The sequence below is a fragment of the Pantoea sp. OVA07A genome, from assembly GCF_019969975.1.
In the GTDB taxonomy this organism is placed as follows: Bacteria; Pseudomonadota; Gammaproteobacteria; order Enterobacterales; family Enterobacteriaceae; genus Pantoea; species Pantoea agglomerans.
In genome coordinates this window covers 917,566-933,597 of record NZ_JAHXYM010000001.1, presented here as the reverse complement: position 1 = coordinate 933,597, position 16,032 = coordinate 917,566, and the positions used below count along the sequence as shown (strand labels likewise).

At 54.5% G+C, this 16,032-nt stretch carries 16 protein-coding genes and 3 tRNA genes; 6 read left to right on the top strand and 13 right to left on the bottom strand.

The window, feature by feature from the left end:
* Nucleotides 1-151: 151 nt before the first annotated feature.
* The 5 genes from pykF to LC417_RS04445 all read right to left on the bottom strand — a co-directional run bounded on the left by pykF (nucleotide 152) and on the right by LC417_RS04445 (nucleotide 3,679).
* Nucleotides 152-1,564: a pyruvate kinase PykF gene (gene pykF / locus LC417_RS04465; protein WP_010245613.1), complete on the bottom strand. Its 1,413-nt coding sequence runs from the start codon at nucleotides 1,562-1,564 to the stop codon at nucleotides 152-154.
* Between the two features lie 344 nt (nucleotides 1,565-1,908).
* A tRNA-Val gene (locus tag LC417_RS04460) sits at nucleotides 1,909-1,985 on the bottom strand.
* Nucleotides 1,986-1,996: 11 nt separating this feature from the next.
* A tRNA-Val gene (locus tag LC417_RS04455) sits at nucleotides 1,997-2,073 on the bottom strand.
* 3 nt (nucleotides 2,074-2,076) lie between these two features.
* A tRNA-Val gene (locus LC417_RS04450) sits at nucleotides 2,077-2,153 on the bottom strand.
* Nucleotides 2,154-2,305: 152 nt separating this feature from the next.
* Nucleotides 2,306-3,679, bottom strand: a complete 1,374-nt coding sequence (locus LC417_RS04445; RefSeq protein WP_223565533.1) for an MATE family efflux transporter — start codon at nucleotides 3,677-3,679, stop codon at nucleotides 2,306-2,308.
* 202 nt (nucleotides 3,680-3,881) lie between these two features.
* Between LC417_RS04445 and LC417_RS04440 the strand changes: the two genes are divergently transcribed.
* Nucleotides 3,882-4,541, top strand: coding sequence for a riboflavin synthase (locus LC417_RS04440; protein ID WP_010670039.1), 660 nt, complete (start codon nucleotides 3,882-3,884; stop codon nucleotides 4,539-4,541).
* A gap of 336 nt (nucleotides 4,542-4,877) precedes the next feature.
* On the opposite strand, the gene cfa is transcribed toward LC417_RS04440, so the two are convergent.
* Nucleotides 4,878-6,026: a cyclopropane fatty acyl phospholipid synthase gene (gene cfa, locus LC417_RS04435; RefSeq protein WP_022625742.1), complete on the bottom strand. Its 1,149-nt coding sequence runs from the start codon at nucleotides 6,024-6,026 to the stop codon at nucleotides 4,878-4,880.
* A gap of 310 nt (nucleotides 6,027-6,336) precedes the next feature.
* Nucleotides 6,337-7,539: a purine nucleoside transporter PunC gene (gene punC, locus LC417_RS04430; protein ID WP_223565532.1), complete on the bottom strand. Its 1,203-nt coding sequence runs from the start codon at nucleotides 7,537-7,539 to the stop codon at nucleotides 6,337-6,339.
* A 107-nt stretch (nucleotides 7,540-7,646) separates the two neighbouring features.
* On the opposite strand from punC, the gene punR reads away from it, so the two are divergent.
* Nucleotides 7,647-8,552, top strand: a complete 906-nt coding sequence (gene punR / locus LC417_RS04425; RefSeq protein ID WP_010245598.1) for a DNA-binding transcriptional activator PunR — start codon at nucleotides 7,647-7,649, stop codon at nucleotides 8,550-8,552.
* Here the strand turns inward: punR and purR are convergent.
* Complete coding sequence (gene purR, locus LC417_RS04420) at nucleotides 8,549-9,574, bottom strand: HTH-type transcriptional repressor PurR (RefSeq protein WP_010245595.1); 1,026 nt, start codon at nucleotides 9,572-9,574, stop codon at nucleotides 8,549-8,551. The genes punR and purR overlap by 4 nt on opposite strands.
* Nucleotides 9,575-9,854: 280 nt before the next feature.
* Between purR and LC417_RS04415 the strand changes: the two genes are divergently transcribed.
* On the top strand, nucleotides 9,855-9,944 hold the full coding sequence (locus tag LC417_RS04415; RefSeq protein ID WP_010245592.1) for a YnhF family membrane protein: 90 nt from the start codon (nucleotides 9,855-9,857) through the stop codon (nucleotides 9,942-9,944).
* Nucleotides 9,945-9,990: 46 nt separating this feature from the next.
* Here LC417_RS04415 and LC417_RS04410 read toward each other — a convergent pair whose 3' ends face one another.
* Nucleotides 9,991-10,788: a C40 family peptidase gene (locus tag LC417_RS04410; RefSeq protein WP_010245589.1), complete on the bottom strand. Its 798-nt coding sequence runs from the start codon at nucleotides 10,786-10,788 to the stop codon at nucleotides 9,991-9,993.
* A 365-nt stretch (nucleotides 10,789-11,153) separates the two neighbouring features.
* Here LC417_RS04410 and LC417_RS04405 point away from each other — a divergent pair, with 365 nt between their 5' ends.
* Nucleotides 11,154-11,489, top strand: coding sequence for a Grx4 family monothiol glutaredoxin (locus LC417_RS04405; RefSeq protein WP_170933470.1), 336 nt, complete (start codon nucleotides 11,154-11,156; stop codon nucleotides 11,487-11,489).
* 43 nt (nucleotides 11,490-11,532) lie between these two features.
* Here LC417_RS04405 and rnt read toward each other — a convergent pair whose 3' ends face one another.
* The 4 genes from rnt to LC417_RS04385 form a co-directional block, all read right to left on the bottom strand.
* Nucleotides 11,533-12,201 (bottom strand): ribonuclease T, encoded by a 669-nt coding sequence (rnt, locus tag LC417_RS04400; RefSeq protein WP_010245582.1) that lies wholly within the window; start codon nucleotides 12,199-12,201, stop codon nucleotides 11,533-11,535.
* Nucleotides 12,202-12,321: 120 nt separating this feature from the next.
* Nucleotides 12,322-12,729 carry a lactoylglutathione lyase gene (gloA, locus tag LC417_RS04395; RefSeq protein ID WP_010245580.1) on the bottom strand — a complete coding sequence of 136 codons (408 nt, stop codon included), beginning with the start codon at nucleotides 12,727-12,729 and terminating at the stop codon, nucleotides 12,322-12,324.
* Nucleotides 12,730-12,845: 116 nt separating this feature from the next.
* Nucleotides 12,846-13,943: an alkene reductase gene (locus LC417_RS04390; RefSeq protein WP_045140411.1), complete on the bottom strand. Its 1,098-nt coding sequence runs from the start codon at nucleotides 13,941-13,943 to the stop codon at nucleotides 12,846-12,848.
* A 50-nt stretch (nucleotides 13,944-13,993) separates the two neighbouring features.
* Nucleotides 13,994-14,590 (bottom strand): TetR/AcrR family transcriptional regulator, encoded by a 597-nt coding sequence (locus tag LC417_RS04385; protein WP_010245576.1) that lies wholly within the window; start codon nucleotides 14,588-14,590, stop codon nucleotides 13,994-13,996.
* Between the two features lie 174 nt (nucleotides 14,591-14,764).
* Here LC417_RS04385 and LC417_RS04380 point away from each other — a divergent pair, with 174 nt between their 5' ends.
* Entirely contained in the window at nucleotides 14,765-15,004 is a 240-nt protein-coding gene (locus LC417_RS04380) for a DUF1289 domain-containing protein (RefSeq protein ID WP_010245573.1), read from the top strand.
* A gap of 68 nt (nucleotides 15,005-15,072) precedes the next feature.
* A complete protein-coding gene (locus tag LC417_RS04375) occupies nucleotides 15,073-15,969 on the top strand; it encodes an aldo/keto reductase family oxidoreductase (RefSeq protein WP_033757493.1) in 897 nt (298 codons plus the stop codon).
* The last annotated feature ends 63 nt before the right edge of the window (nucleotides 15,970-16,032 follow it).

Below are 16,032 nucleotides of genomic sequence, written 5' to 3'. Positions count from 1 at the left end.
TAGCGAAAACAGAGAGATTTAATCGGATTAACCTTAATATTAAGAGTATTTGAATAGTTATTTTCGATTGGAATTTTCTGACATTTGGTTTAAGTAGAAATAAAAAAAAGCGCCCGATAAAGGCGCTTCAAAATAATGGTCAGAGAGAGTTTTACAGAACGTGTACAGAAGCGGTGTTGGTAGTTCCGCTTGGTACTAATGCGCCTGACACCAGCACCACGACATCGCCTTTCTGGCCGTAGCCACTTTCCAGCGCCGCTTCTTTACCCAGACGGTAGAAATCGTCGGTTGAAGCGATCTCAGTCACCAGACGTGTCTCAATCCCTTTGCTCAGGATCAGCTGACGGGCAGTCATCGGATTGGTGGTCAGCGCCAGGATAGTCGCGTTCGGGAAGTATTTACGCACGGCTTTAGCAGATTTACCCCCTTCAGTAGCAACCACAATCAGTGGCGCTTCCAGCTTCTCAGCGGTCTCTACAGCACCACGGCAGACAGCTTCTGTGATACGCATTTTGCGGTTATCACTCTGGCTGTCGATGCGGGACTTCATCACGCGATCGGTACGCTCACAGATGGTCGCCATGATGGTGACCGACTCCAGCGGATAACGGCCTTTAGCGCTCTCACCTGACAGCATCACAGCATCGGTACCGTCAAGAATGGCGTTTGCCACGTCACCGGCTTCTGCGCGGGTAGGGCGCGGGTTCTTGATCATGGAATCGAGCATCTGGGTAGCCGTGATGACCACTTTGCGTGCTTTATTACATTTTTTGATCATCATCTTCTGCGCGAAGATCACTTCTTCAACCGGGATCTCAACACCCAGGTCGCCACGCGCAACCATGATGCCGTCTGACGCTTCGAGGATTTCGTCGAAGTTGTTCAGGCCTTCCTGGTTTTCGATTTTGGAGATGATCTGGATATGCTCGCCGCCGTTCTGTTTCAGGTGCTCGCGAATTTCCAGCACATCTGAACGTTTACGGATGAAAGAGGCGGCGACAAAGTCTACACCCTGCTCACAACCAAAAATCAGGTCGCGCTTATCTTTTTCGGCCAGTGCTGGCAGCTGGATAGAGACGCCTGGCAGGTTAACGCCTTTGTTTTCACCCAGATCGCCATTGTTCAGGACTTTACACACCACGGTATTTTCAGTGACTTCGGTCACTTCCATACCAATCAGGCCATCATCGACCAGCACCGTGTTGCCGATTTTCAGGTCAGCAGTGAAGCCCGGGTAGGTCACCGCAACGCGCTCGCTGTTGCCAATCACGCTCTGGTCTGTCGTAAAGGTAAAGGTCTGACCCGCTTTCAGAGCCGCATCGTTGCCGCCTTCCAGTTTCATGGTGCGGATTTCAGGGCCTTTGGTATCCAGCAGGATAGCGGCCTGACGGCCGGTTTTTTGCATAACGGCACGCATGTTGGTGATGCGTTGACCATGCTCAGCGTAGTCGCCGTGAGAGAAGTTAAGACGCATAACATTCATGCCAGCTTCAAGCAGCTGAGTCAGCATCTCTTCGGATTCGGTTTTCGGGCCGATTGTACAAACGATTTTAGTCTTTTTCATGACGGATTTTCTGTAAGTTGTGATGGATGAATAAGGGCGGAATCCGATGGCAGCGCATCGAAGTGAAATTTCTGATTGAGACTGAAAAGGGCAGTACTGAGTAAGAATAGGTGACGAAGGCCAGGCGTGCAGGGAAGTTGTGCGGTTACGGTTGGTAACCACCACGCTGTTGTTGCGCAAATCATTTGAGTTATCGCAGTAAGCACGTGATCGCTGAAACCTTTCAAGTAAGCAACGCGGGACAGTATAGACGCTAAGTATGCGAAAACCAATCAAAAAGCAGAAGGGGGAAGCGATGCAGATCAATAAAAGTGGAGTTGCGCAAGCTGAAGAAATTCTGAAAGTGGTGCGCTCTAATGGACTCGAACCATCGACCCCCACCATGTCAAGGTGGTGCTCTAACCAACTGAGCTAAGAGCGCATTCTGAATATTGGTGCGTCCGAGTGGACTCGAACCACCGACCCCCACCATGTCAAGGTGGTGCTCTAACCAACTGAGCTACGGACGCACTTGGTGCGCTCTAATGGACTCGAACCATCGACCCCCACCATGTCAAGGTGGTGCTCTAACCAACTGAGCTAAGAGCGCAACATGCTGTCTGGGCGACAGCGGGGACGAATATTAACGGCAGCGTGTGAGGCTGGCAAGGGGAAAATAGTTTTTTCGCCATGACTGCACAGCAACTGTGCTAACCGTCGTTTTTTTCGTCATTGCGGGCCATGAATGACCCGCCTCGAACGTTATCGTGCTGCACGCGTCAGAATAATTTCCGCCGGTGACTGCTGTAACCGTCTGATGCGCCAGAGCATCATCACCGCAGCCGAGGTCAGACCGATAATAAAGCCGCACCAGAAGCCCGCAGGTCCCATGCGCGGCAACAGCCAGTCGGTCAGCGCCAGCAGATAACCGGCGGGCAGCCCCAGCAGCCAGTAAGCGATAAAGGTAATAAAGAAAATTGACCGCGTATCTTTATAGCCGCGCAGGATCCCGCTGCCAATCACCTGTATCGAGTCTGAGAACTGATAAATTGCGGCCAGCAGCATCAGCTGTGCCGCCAGCGTCACCACTTCAGGGTTGTCGTTATAGAGCAGGGCAATCTGATGACGAAATGTCACGGTAAAAATGGCGGTCAGCGCCGCCATGCTGATGCCAACCCCCTGGGCGGTCCAGGCCGCGACCCGTGCCTGCTCGGTGGAGCCCTGACCCAGACGATAACCGACGCGGATGGTGGTCGCGACACCCAGCGACAGCGGCAATACAAACATCAGTGAACTGAAATTGAGCGCAATCTGGTGACCGGCCACGTTAACGATGCCCAGTGGCGAAACCAGCAGGGCGACCACGGCGAACAGCGTGACCTCAAAGAAGAGTGCCAGCGCCACCGGCAATCCCAGCGTCATCAGGCGGCTCAGAATCGGACGGGAAGGGGGTGACCAGCGGCTCTCCATACGGATATCGCGCATGCTACCCATCCGGCGCACCCAGAAGCGCATGCAGATAAACATCACCCAGTAGACCGAGGCGGTCGCCACGCCGCAGCCGACACCGCCCAGGGCAGGCATGCCGAAGTGACCATAGATAAAGACATAGTTGAGCGGGATGTTGAACATCAGGCCTAAAAAGCCCAGCACCATGCCGGGTTTGGTTTTCGACAGCCCCTCGCACTGATTGCGCAGTACCTGGAAGAAGAGGTAGCCAGGCGCGCCGAACAGCAGGGCATGCAAGTAGCCTTCTGCCTTCAGCGCCAGCACTGGATCGATGTCATGCATCGCCCGGATAAGATAACCGGCATGCCACAACAGCACCATAATCAGCAGGGAGACGAAAAAGGCGAGCCAGTATCCCTGGCGGATCTGTTCACCGATGCGTTCGCGGCGGCCAGAACCATTGAGTTGCGCAACGGTGGGCGTCAATGCAAGCAGAAGACCATGACCAAACAGGATGGCCGGTAGCCAGACAGAGGTGCCGACAGCAACGGCGGCCATATCCGTGGCGCTGACTGCGCCGGCCATAATGGTATCCACAAATCCCATTGCGGTTTGAGCCACCTGAGCAAGGATGACCGGAATCGCAAGGGCCAGCAATTGACGCGCTTCTGTTAAATACTTCTGCACGTTAACACCTGACTTATTGAATGAATTAAAAGGGGCAGGAAGCCCGGGGAATTTCGCGAGCTAGTGTAACTGGCGTAACAGAATTCGCCAATCTTTGTCACACAATGCGATTTGCTCCGCTATAAAGCGGCGGTGCGGGCTGAAATCTAACAGCCGACCTGAGCTGTGATAAACTAGCGTAAACTTCGCAGAGGCAAAGACTATGTTTACCGGTATTGTGCAGGGCACCGCAGAAATCGTGTCCATTGAAGAGAAAGAACTGTTTCGCACCCACACTGTCCGCCTGCCGGAAGAGCTCTTACCGGGTCTGGCGCTGGGCGCATCCGTAGCCCATAACGGTTGCTGTTTAACCGTAACAGCAATTGAAGGCGACCGCGTCAGTTTTGATTTAATTAAAGAGACATTGCGGGTGACTAACCTTGGCGATTTACGTCAGGGCGATGTGGTCAATATTGAGCGTGCAGCGAAATTCAGCGATGAAATAGGCGGACATCTGATGTCTGGTCATATTATGACCACCGCTGAAATCTGCAAGATTATCCAGTCAGAACATAACCGCGAGGTCTGGTTTAAAATCCAGGATGCGGCGCAGATGAAATATATTCTGCATAAAGGGTTTGTCGGCATCGACGGTATCAGCCTGACGGTAGGCGATGTGACTAAGACTAAGTTCTGCGTCTATCTGATCCCGGAAACGCTGGAGCGTACCACGCTGGGGGCGAAGACCTTTGGCGATCGGGTGAATATTGAAATCGATCCGCACACGCAGGCAATCGTGGAGACCGTTGAGCGGGTGTTAGCACAGCGCGATGCCGCGGCGGCGATGAGCATGCTGACCGGCCAGTCAACGACAGAGAGTTAATAAAAGGCGCTTAAGCACTGCAGACGGCCCAATCGGTTTTACTCTGTCAGCATTATAAAAGCGCAGGGCGCCGGGTCAGAAGAGGAAAGCGTCCCACGCCATGGACAAAAACGTCAGGAGCGTTTTTGAACAACGCAAAGCGTTGGCCCGGATATTGGCGCACCTCAGGGATGAGGTGCGTAATCGCGTGGGCCGGGCGTGTCAGGAATGACAGGTTTTGCGACTTTCCGATCTGACCCTGTTCCTTGCGCAACGCTTCCTCTTAAAGCAAAACAGGCCACTCTTATAAAGTCTTTGGCCGGGGTAGCGCTTTCTTAATTGCCCGCTTTTTAACCCCTACCGCGCCACCCGTAATCCCCCCTCAATACCGCGACTGAACACGATCTGCCACAGCTGAATATCACGCGCCCGGAAGGCACCGGCACAGGCATTCAGATAATAGGAGAACATCCGCTTAAAGCGTTCGCCATATTTATCGGCCAGCTCTGGCCAGGCCTGCAAAAAGCGTTCATGCCAGGCCATCAGTGTTTTATCGTAGTCTGCGCCGAAGTTGTGCCAGTCTTCCAGAATAAAATGGGGTTCGCTGGCATCGGCCACATGGCGCACCGAAGGCAGGCAGCCGTTGGGGAAGATATATTTATCGATCCAGGGATCGACACTCATATCAGTTTTAATCGCGCCGATGGTGTGAAGCAGGAAAATACCGTCAGGCTTTAAATTACGATCGACCACGTCAAAATAGGTCGCATAATTTTTCGGTCCGACATGTTCAAACATACCCACCGAAACAATACGATCAAACTGCTCATTCAGATCGCGATAATCCTGCAACAGAATCGTGACGTCTAATCCGCTACAGCGCTGCTGCGCCAGTTTCTGTTGTTCGGCGGAAATCGTCACGCCATGCACTTTAACGCCATAATGACGTGCGGCAAATTCCGCGAGTCCGCCCCAGCCACAGCCGATATCCAGCAGTGACATTCCAGGTTCCAGCGCTAATTTACGGCAGATCATATCCAGCTTGGCTTCCTGCGCCGTCGCCAGTGTCGTCGCCTCTTTCCAGTAGCCACAGGAGTATTGCATGTACGGATCGAGCATCAGTGAAAAGAGATCGTTGCCCAGGTCGTAATGCTCTTTACCGACAATCCAAGCCCGTTTTTTTGACTGCAGATTGGTTAAGCGTGCGGCGGCAATGCGCAGCGTATCTTTGAAGTGATGAGGCAGCTGCTGATCGAGTTTATGTTTAAGTACCTGGTGGAAGAAAATATCCAGCCGGTCACACTCCCACCATCCATCCATATAGCTCTCACCGAGCCCAAGAGAGCCCTCCTGCAGAACACGTTTAAAAAAACCAGGATGATTAATATGAATATCCCAGGGACGTGAACCATTAATTTCGATATCCGCTTTTTCCAGCAGTTCATGAACGATGCGATACCAATGGTTTTCTTCGAGGCTCACTTCTTCTGCATAAGATGAACTCATAGATTTTCCACCACCTGTCCAATCTGAACCTGAACAAAGAGTAGCCAATTTATTCAGGCAATGAGAAACGATGCGGATGGCTCCGCAAACCGATTATCTGTGTGATACAGAGGACTGGAACAGCCTGCAGCAGGTCGGGTAAGGTGAGAATAACGCGCGCGAATACCGTCCCGGCAGCAGGGTGCCAATCAGATTATTACGTTATTATATTGTTGATTTATTACAGATTTGTTGACCCGGATGAGTATATGCTCACGCGGGTCAATATTCAATAACTTATTGTTAGGGCGCTAACTAAAAAGTCAGTGTGTCACTGATTATCCTGGCAGGCAGTTTGCGCAGAGGCAACAACAGTTTGTGCGCTTGCGACACGCTGCATGGCGTAACCCAACAGCGCCAGCACAATTGTCACCGTCATCATCAGTGTGGTGGTTAATAGCGGCTGAGTTAAGCCGGCCGACACCGCCAGGCTGGCAGCGAAACAGAGTCCTAACTGCAGTGTATTCTGCAACGCGGCGGCTTTACCGGTAGCGGTCGGGAAGGGCATCAGCGCACTGGACACCACAATCGGATAGATCGCGCCGTTAGCCAGCGCCATACCGCAGAACGGTACCATCAGACTCACCAGCGTGCTGCTGCCAGCAAGCGCAACAGCAAACAGCGCCAGAATGCTCAGGCTGTAGACGGCCAGCAGCCAGGGCAGCAACTGTGCGCCGTTAAAGCGGTTGAGCAGGGTGCGACAGCCGAAGCCGCCAATTAAAAAGGCGAGCGTCTGGGGCACATAACTCAGACCGATATCGGCGGGCGACAGACCCAGATCCGCCAGAATAAAGGGCGATCCGGTCAGCCAGGCAAAGAAGCTGGCGGAGCAGGCGGAATAGATCAGCACGTTGCCGCTGTAGACCCGGGATTTAAGCAGCGTGAAAAAGCCGGGCTGCGCACCTTTTTCTCCCGCTGCCTTGCGCACGGTGGGCAGACGCAGCGTGGTCAGAATCAACGCCACCGCAATCAGGGTCAGCACCAGGAAAATCGAACGCCAGTGGAAGTGGCCGATCAGCCAGGCACCCAGCAGCGGAGCCAGCGCCGGAGAGAGCGCAACCAGCGGCATAATGGTGGCAAAGACTTTGTTAGCGCGCGCTGCAGGATAGCGATCCACCACCAGCGCCTGCCAGCTTACGGCAGCGGCACAGACGCCAATCGCCTGGACAAAACGCAGCGCCAGCATCAGATAGATATCACTCACCCACAGCATGCCTGCGCAGCCGGCGCCAAACATGGCCAGTCCGGACAGCAGCACCGGTTTACGACCGATGCGATCGGAAAGCGGTCCCCAGAAGAGCTGACCCACGGCGAAGCCGCCCAGGAAGAGACTCATACTGGCGCTGATCAGGCCGGGTGAAGTATTAAAGGTTTGCTGCATCGCACCAAAGGCGGGCAGGTACATATCAGTGGCTAAAAAGCCCAGCATGCTCAGCAGGGCAAGGTAGGGCATAAACCCTTTATTCGACAGCATCTGATTCTCATTTTTGCAGGATAAACGCGGCAGAGTGTAAAAGGTGCGTTTGCTGCTGTGAAACGGTAATATTTGCCGATTGCTGTTAAAATTTTTGAAGGCAGATTATGTGGTCAGAATATGCATTAGAGGTGGTTGACGCTGTCGCCCGTGGGGGGAGCTTCAGCGCCGCCGCGCAGGAGTTACATCGGGTGCCCTCTGCCATCAGCTATACGGTGCGTCAGCTGGAAAACTGGCTGGCGGTACCGCTGTTTGAACGGCAGCATCGCGAAGTGGTTCTGACCCCGGCGGGTGAGCATTTTGTCCGGGAAGGGCGCAGCGTCATCAAAAAAATGCTTGCCACCCGGCGACAGTGTCAGCAGCTGGCTAACGGCTGGCGCGGCCAGCTAAGCATAGCCGTTGACCGTATCGCTAAACCTCAGCGCACCCGACAACTGGTCAAAGATTTCTATCGCCACTTTCCCGATATGGAGCTGATTATCAGCTATGAAGTCTTTAACGGCGTCTGGGATGCGCTGGCCGATGGCCGGGTGGAAGTGGCGATTGGTGCCACTCAGGCGATACCGGTGGGCGGACGTTTTGCTTTTCGGGATATGGGCACACTTAACTGGCGCTGCGTGGTTGCGCCCGACCATCCTCTGACACAGGCGAGCCAGATAGATGATGACACGCTGCGGAGCTGGCCCTCCCTGGTGCTGGAAGATACTTCTCGCGCACTGCCGCGTCGTATGACATGGACGCTGGATAACCAGCGCCGGCTGGTGGTGCCGGAGTGGCAAACCGGGCTGGAGTGCGTGCAGGCGGGATTGTGTGTGGCGATGGTGCCCGGTCACCTGGCCAGGCCACTGCTCGACAGCGGCGAGCTGGTAGAACTGACGCTGCCGGTGGCGTTTCCGGACAGTCCATGCTGCGTCAGCTGGGCAGAAGATCGCGCATCACCCGCGACAGGCTGGTTGCTCAGCTATCTGGGTGATGCGCAAACGCTTAATCAGGAGTGGTTAAGCGAGCATTAACGGCGATAGTCGCGGAACGGGCCATCGGCCACGGAACGGCGCTCAATCAGCGTGGGATGGACCTCAATCGTTTGTGACACTTCGCGCTTACTGGTAATGCGGTCCAGCAGCATTTCCAGCGCTTTCTCACCCAGCTGGGCTTTAGGCTGATGCACTGTGGTCAGGGCCGGTGCAAAATAGCGGGCGTTGCGCACATTGTCATAGCCGATCACCGAAATATCCTGGGGGACACGCAAACCCATCTCGTCGGCGGCGCAAATTGCGCCCATCGCCATGATGTCACCGCCACAGAACACCGCCGTCGGACGCTGCTTCTGCGACAGGATCTGCTGCATCGCCTGATAGCCTGACTCCGGCTCAAAGTCACCCTGCACAATCCACTCGGCGCGTGGCTGAATACCCGCTTCTTCCATCGCCTTCAGGAAACCGGCATGACGTCCGCCACCGGTGTTACGCTCCATCTGGCCGGGGATTGCACCAATATCCCGGTGTCCGCGTTCAATCAGATAGCGTCCCGCCAGATAGCCGCCCTGGAAAGCATTATCCAGTACCGTGTCGGTGAAGTCGGCGCGCGACTCGCCCCAGTCCATCACCACCATCGGGATATTGCGGTTCTCTTCCAGCATCTGCAGCAGATCGTCCGGATATTCAGAGCACATCACCAGCAGCCCATCGACGCGTTTCTGCGCCATCATGCTGAGATAGGCGCGCTGTTTTTGCAGATCGTTATGCGCATTACCCAGAATCAGCGTATAGCCTTTGTCAAAACAGTGATTTTCAACCGCCTCGATAATTTCAGCGAAATAGGGCGCTTCGCTGGAGGTGGCAAGCAGGCCCAGCGTCTTGGTGTGGTTCACTTTCAGGCTGCGCGCCACGGCGCTCGGCGAGTAGTGCAGTTCTTTAATCGCCTGCCAGACCGCGTTGCGCGTCTCTTCAGCCACAAAGCGGGTTTTATTGATGACGTGCGAAACGGTGGTCGTTGAGACGCCAGCGCGTTTCGCCACATCTTTAATTGTTGCCATGGAAATCGGACTCCGGTGCTTATCTAACTCTATGATAAGCGTAGTGTTAAACGTTTGCGTCTGCTCAGGGTTTTTTCCGCAAAATGCAGCTTTCCTGGCCAGTAAACAGGCCGCTGGCGGCGTAAAAGCGCCTGAAAACGTGCGCAAACGGAATCAGGGTTGCGCGCGTTGCGCAACAAAGGCGGGATTCTAACAAGGCTGAACGGATAAAACGAGATTTTTACCGGGCCCTGTGGGAAAATGCGATACCCCTACTGATTGTGTGACTAAGGAGCAAGCAATGAGTACCGATCTTAAACTGGCTTTAATGACCACCGCGGGCTGTCTGCTGATGATTGTGGCCTTTAGTTTTACCGCTATTCTGCACTAATAAAAAAGCCGGGATTATCCCGGCTCTCTTCTGGTTGTTCTGCTGCTCAGCGTATGGTTTTAGGCGTCATCACCCGACGGGCACCAATATAGTGGCGCTGCCAGTAATCTTCTCCTAACGCGCTGATCTGAATATCTTTGCCGGTGCGTGGCGACTGGATAAACTTGCCATCACCCAGGTAAACGCCGACATGGTCCGCAGTACCGCGTCCATTGATACGGAAGAAGACCAGATCGCCTTTCTCCAGCGACTCACGCTTGATCGGCGCGGCGTCACGCAGGTGGTACATCTCGTTAGCGGTACGTGGGATCTTAAACTTCACCAGATCTTTATAGGCGTACCAGACCAGGCCGCTGCAATCGAAACCGGTATGGGGAGAGGTGCCGCCCCACTGATAGGGTTTACCCAACTGACCCATCAGCTTGGTCATCGCGGTTTCGCGGGCCTTCTGGTAGCGCTGACGGTGAGATTTGCTCATCTTAATCGTGCCGGTTTCGCTGGTGGTGACCTCAGCGGTTTTCAGCAGGCGCTGATGACCATAACGTTTTTTCTCTTTGTTCTTACTGAGACGGGCGGTTTTTAGCGAGGTCTTTTTAGCAGGCGTCTGTTTTGCGGTGAGTTCGACTTTTTTCAGTTTTTTTGTTTTTAGTTTTTGAACCGGGCTGAGGCGAGTCTTTTTCGTCACCGTTTTGACCGGGCGACGCTTGCGACGCTCATCGTCGCGCGCACTCTTTTTCTCTGCTTTATGCGTACTGACGTTCACCGGCGCGTGAGGCGACGCAGCGGCGATGTTGAAAAACAGTTGCGCAAAGGCCAGCATGAAAAACGTAATGATTAAACGCATAGTCCGTTGATTAGTTAAGTTGTCAGGGCCACTACGCACCGCGACAAAGTTGAGATTAATCTGATCCAGGATCAGCGCCCAGGCCATTCTAGTCCAGTTCTTTTAAAAACTGTAATGCCTTTTAATATTAATCTTTGCAACCCACGCAATTGTGCTGAAAATGAACATTTTCAGCGTCTTATATCAACGAAATTATTACGAATTATTAATCTGTTACCTGCTGTTAATAATCAGGAATTCAGGTGTCCCGGAGCAGGACTTAACAATGATGGCGATTTAATCGGGCAGCGATCAAAATCTCGTTTTCAGTCACGCTGCGAAGTCGCTACAATAAACAAACACGATGTGACGAATTAAGGAAGGCAATTATGAGTACTGTAGAAAAAATTCAGCGCCAGATCGCAGAAAACCCGATCCTGCTGTACATGAAAGGTTCCCCGAAACTGCCAAGCTGCGGTTTCTCTGCACAGGCGGTGCAGGCGCTGTCAGCCTGCGGTGAGCGTTTTGCTTACGTGGATATTCTGCAGAACCCGGACATTCGTGCCGAGATGCCGAAATTCGCTAACTGGCCAACTTTCCCGCAGCTGTGGGTTGATGGCGAGCTGGTCGGTGGATGCGACATCATCGTTGAGATGTTACAGCGTGGTGAACTGCAGACGCTGATCAAAGAGACCGCAGAAAAATTTAAAGAAGCAGAATAAAAAAAGGCCGACATCACGTCGGCCTTTTTCATTGCGGCATCCCTTATGCGGATGTCGTGGCTTCTGCATCGCCTTCCGCGAAGGGCAGCGGCCAGCCGCCTAATCGTTTCCAGCGGTTCACCAGCTCGCAGAACAGCGTTGCCGTCTGCTGAGTATCATAGAGCGCCGAATGCGCCTGCGTGCTGTCAAACTCCATTCCCGCCGCAATACAGGCCTTCGCCAGCACCGTCTGCCCTAAAACCAGCCCGCTCAGGGCCGCGGTGTCAAAGGTGGCAAACGGGTGAAACGGGTTGCGCTTCAGGCTGGCTCGTTCCGCCGCCGCTGACATAAAGTTCAGGTCGAAGGTGGCATTGTGCGCCACCATGATGGCGCGATTGCAGCCGCTGTCTTTAATGCCCTTGCGCACCATTTTGAAAATGGCGTGCAGCGCCTCATATTCACTGACTGCGCCGCGCAGCGGATTGCTGGGATCGATGCCGGTAAAGGCCAGGGCTTCGGGATGCAGCAGCGACCCGACAAAAGGTTCGACGTTGAAATGCAGCGTCTGGTCAATCTGAATCCATCCCTCTTCATCCATTTTCAGCGTGATAGCGGCAATCTCCAGTAACGCATCGGTTTGCGCATTGAAACCCGCGGTTTCAACGTCGATCACCACCGGATAGAAGCCACGGAAACGTTGATTGAGTGCATTAGGGGAATTCGATTCAGACATCAGGATCTCGTTGCAGAAAAAGGGCAGCGCGTATTATGGCAAAAAACGGGGCCGGGTGCAGCAGATGAAGCGCAGAGAAGGGGATTCAGCCCACCCGATCGGGCAGGCTGACAGGCAGGTTTAGTTGCCGAGGCCGTTACCGGCATCTTTGTTTTCGATCAGCTCGATTTTGTAACCATCAGGATCTTCAACAAAGGCAATAATGGTGGAGCCGCCTTTAACCGGGCCAGCTTCACGCGTCACGTTGCCGCCATCTTTGCGGATACGTTCGCAGGCCGCTGCTGCGTCATCAACGCCCAGCGCAATATGACCATAGGCATCACCGAGGTCATACTTATCGACGCCCCAGTTGTAGGTCAGTTCGATCACCGCACCTTCGCTCTCGTCGGTGTAGCCCACAAATGCCAGGGTATATTTGTATTCGGTGTTTTCGCTCTGACGCAACACGCGCATGCCCAGCACACGGGTGTAGAAATCGATTGAACGTTGCAGATCGCCAACGCGCAGCATGGTATGAAGTAAACGCATAACATCCTCTTTTAAATAAAACGCCATCGCCCGATGACCCAGGCGCTAAGTATAGCGATGAAAATCGCCATTGAATAATGGCTGCCGTCATCATCCCGGACGGCAGCCCGAACCGGTTACAGCGTCGGGTAGTCGATATAACCTTCCGCGCCGCCGCCGTAGAAGCTTTCCGGACGCTGTGGATTGAGTGGGGCATCCTGCTGCAGACGCTCAACCAGATCCGGGTTAGCAATGTAATCGCGACCAAACGCAACCGCATCGATCAGACCGCGACCAATCAGGTCATCCGCTTTCTCAACGGTATAGGCACCGGCACCAATGATGGCACCCGGGAAGAGATCACGTACTTTCTGACGGAAAGCGTCGGTATAAGGCTGACCGCCGGCCCAGTCTGGCTCGGAGAGGTGCAGATAGGCGATGTTGCGTTTTGCCAGCTCGCCGATATACCACAGCGCCGCTTCCTCTTCCTCCGGGCCGTTGTCCAGATTCTGGAAGCTGCCGATAGGTGAGACGCGAATACCAATGCGATCGGCTGACCAGTTAGCGATCACCGCATCAACCACTTCCAGCGCAAAGCGACCGCGTTTTTCGATGCTGCCGCCATATTCATCAGTACGCTGGTTTGAGCCAGGAGCCAGGAACTGGTGCATCAGGTAACCGTGCGCCGAGTGCAGCTCAAGCAGGTCAAAGTCCGCTTCACGCGCGTTGGCCGCAGCCTGGCCAAAATCTGCCACGATCTGCTTAATCTCTGGCACTGTCAGCTCACGCGGCGTTGAGGTATCTTCGCGATAGACGCTGCCATCTTCAGCACGCAGTGAGGTACGGGTGCCAGCGGCAATCGCCGATGGCGCAACCGGTGCTTTGCCTTCCGGCTGCACGCTGTTATGTGAGATACGACCGGTGTGCCATAACTGTACTGCGGTGTGACCGCCAGCCTGATGCACGCCTTCGTTAATCGCTTTCCACGCTGCAATCTGTGGCTGAGTATGTAAGCCTGGCGCACCGGCATAGCCTTTCGCCTGGAAAGAGATCTGGGTCGCTTCGGTGATGATCAAACCGGCGCTGGCGCGCTGGCGATAATATTCAGCCATCATCGGGGTAGGGATGTCGCCTGGCTCAATGCTGCGCAGACGGGTCAGCGGTGCCATAAATACGCGGTTTGGGACAGTAATTGCACCGACTTTTAGCGGACGAAACAGCTGGGTACTCGCCATAATAGCTCCTGATTAGTAGACCAGTCGTCTACAAACATGTTTTTTAAAAATCAGCGGCGTTCAAGCCACTGTTCGATGGTACTCAATGCCAGACGCAGTGGCTGCGCCTCGCGGGAAATTTTGCTCTGCAGGCTGGCACCCAGCCACAGCAGCGACAGCAATTCCGCCATCTGCGCGGGGGGCTGCGGCAGGCTCAGCGACTCCTGCTGCTCTGCGGCAATCAGGGTCCGGGCGTAGAGTGCCGTGATCTTTCCGGCACCCTGCTGCAGTGCATCACGCATCGGCTCTGAGAGATCGCACACCTCCGCGGAGACTTTGACGCCCAGACAGCCTACGATGTGGCCCTGCTGAACAAACAGATCAACGGCAGCACGAAAATGGTTAAGCAGACGCTCACGCGGCGTGCCTTCGGTCTGGTTAAGCTGCAACGCCACATCCTGCAGGAAACGCGCAAAATAGCGTTCCAGTAACGCCACGCCAAACGCCTCTTTAGAACGGAAGTAGTAGTAGAAGGAGCCTTTCGGCACCGCCGCCTGCGTCAGCAGTTCGCTGAGGCCCATTCCGGTAAAGCCGCGTTGCAGACAGAGTTGCTCACCTGTCTGGAGCAGGTGTTCGCGGGTTTCGTTGCGTTGTAGCGTCTTATTCATGGCAGTGAGATTAGTAGACCAGTCGGTCTAATGCAACGCAACCCTCTCTATTTGGCACAGAGTGTTCACTCCTGAGTCAAAGAACAGGATAATTCTGACCGGGTGGGGCTTACTTCCTGCGCAACCAGGCTACGCTTTTTACTGGACTGTTTATTCTGTGAATCCGGAGGCGTGGTGGCCGAGCAGCTTGAGTTTTTCCCGGTTCCCAGCCCCTGTCGCGGCATCTGCCAGACGGATGCGCGCGGCTACTGCCTGGGATGTTTACGCAGCCGCGATGAGCGGTTCAACTGGCTGCGCTTCAGCGATGCGCAAAAGCGTGAGGTCATTCGTCTTTGTCAGCAGCGGCGTCAGCGTCTGCAACGGCAACAGAAAGGCGAGGAGCCGCACGCGCCACAACAGCCGGAGTTATTCTGACGACTTTGCGCTTTCCGTTATACTCTCTGACACGCTAATTTCAGCCAACGCGCAACAGGGAGAACGTCATGTTAGAACCGCAAGCCATCGCTTCACAGGGGCCCGATTTTTCACCGCTGGTCATGGGGTACTGGCGTCTGATGGAGTGGGGGATGTCGCCACAGGAACGGGTCGCCTTTATTGAGCACCACGTGAGGCTCGGCATCACTACCGTTGACCATGCGGACATCTACGGTGACTACCAGTGTGAGGCGGCGTTTGGCGAGGCACTGAAACTGGCACCCGGTTTGCGCGACCAGCTACAGATTGTCACCAAGTGCGGCATCGCCACCCGCGCCCAGCCTGAGCATCAGATAGGCCACTACATTACCGACAAACGTCATATCCTGCAGAGTGCTGAAAACTCACTGCGCCATATCCATACCGACCGTCTCGACCTGCTGCTGATCCATCGTCCCGATCCGCTGATGGAGGCTGACGAGGTGGCCGAAGCCTTTATGGCGCTGCATCACAGCGGCAAGGTTCTGCATTTTGGCGTCTCTAACTTCACACCATCACAGTTTTCCCTGCTGCAATCCCGTCTGCCGTTCTCGCTGGTGACAAATCAGCTGGAGATCTCACCGGTGCAGCAAAGTGTGCTGCTGGATGGATCGCTGGATCAGTGTCAGCAGCTGCGTATTCGTCCGATGGCCTGGTCCTGTCTGGGTGGTGGTCGCCTGTTTAACGATCCCCATTTCCAGCCGCTGCGTGACGAACTGGAAGCCGTGCGGCAGGAAACCGGTGCCACCAGCCTTGAGCAGGTGGTCTATGCCTGGATACTGATGCTGCCATCGCGCCCGCTGCCAATCATCGGCTCAGGTAAAACGGCGCGGGTCAGCGAAGCCGCCGGAGCACTGAACTTATCCCTGTCGCGTCAGCAGTGGTTCCGTATTCGCAAGGCGGCGCTGGGATTTGATGTGCCCTGAAGCGTAAAACTGCGTCAATCTCCGGCAAAATAGTGCAACAGCGACCAGACTTATCTTAAACCC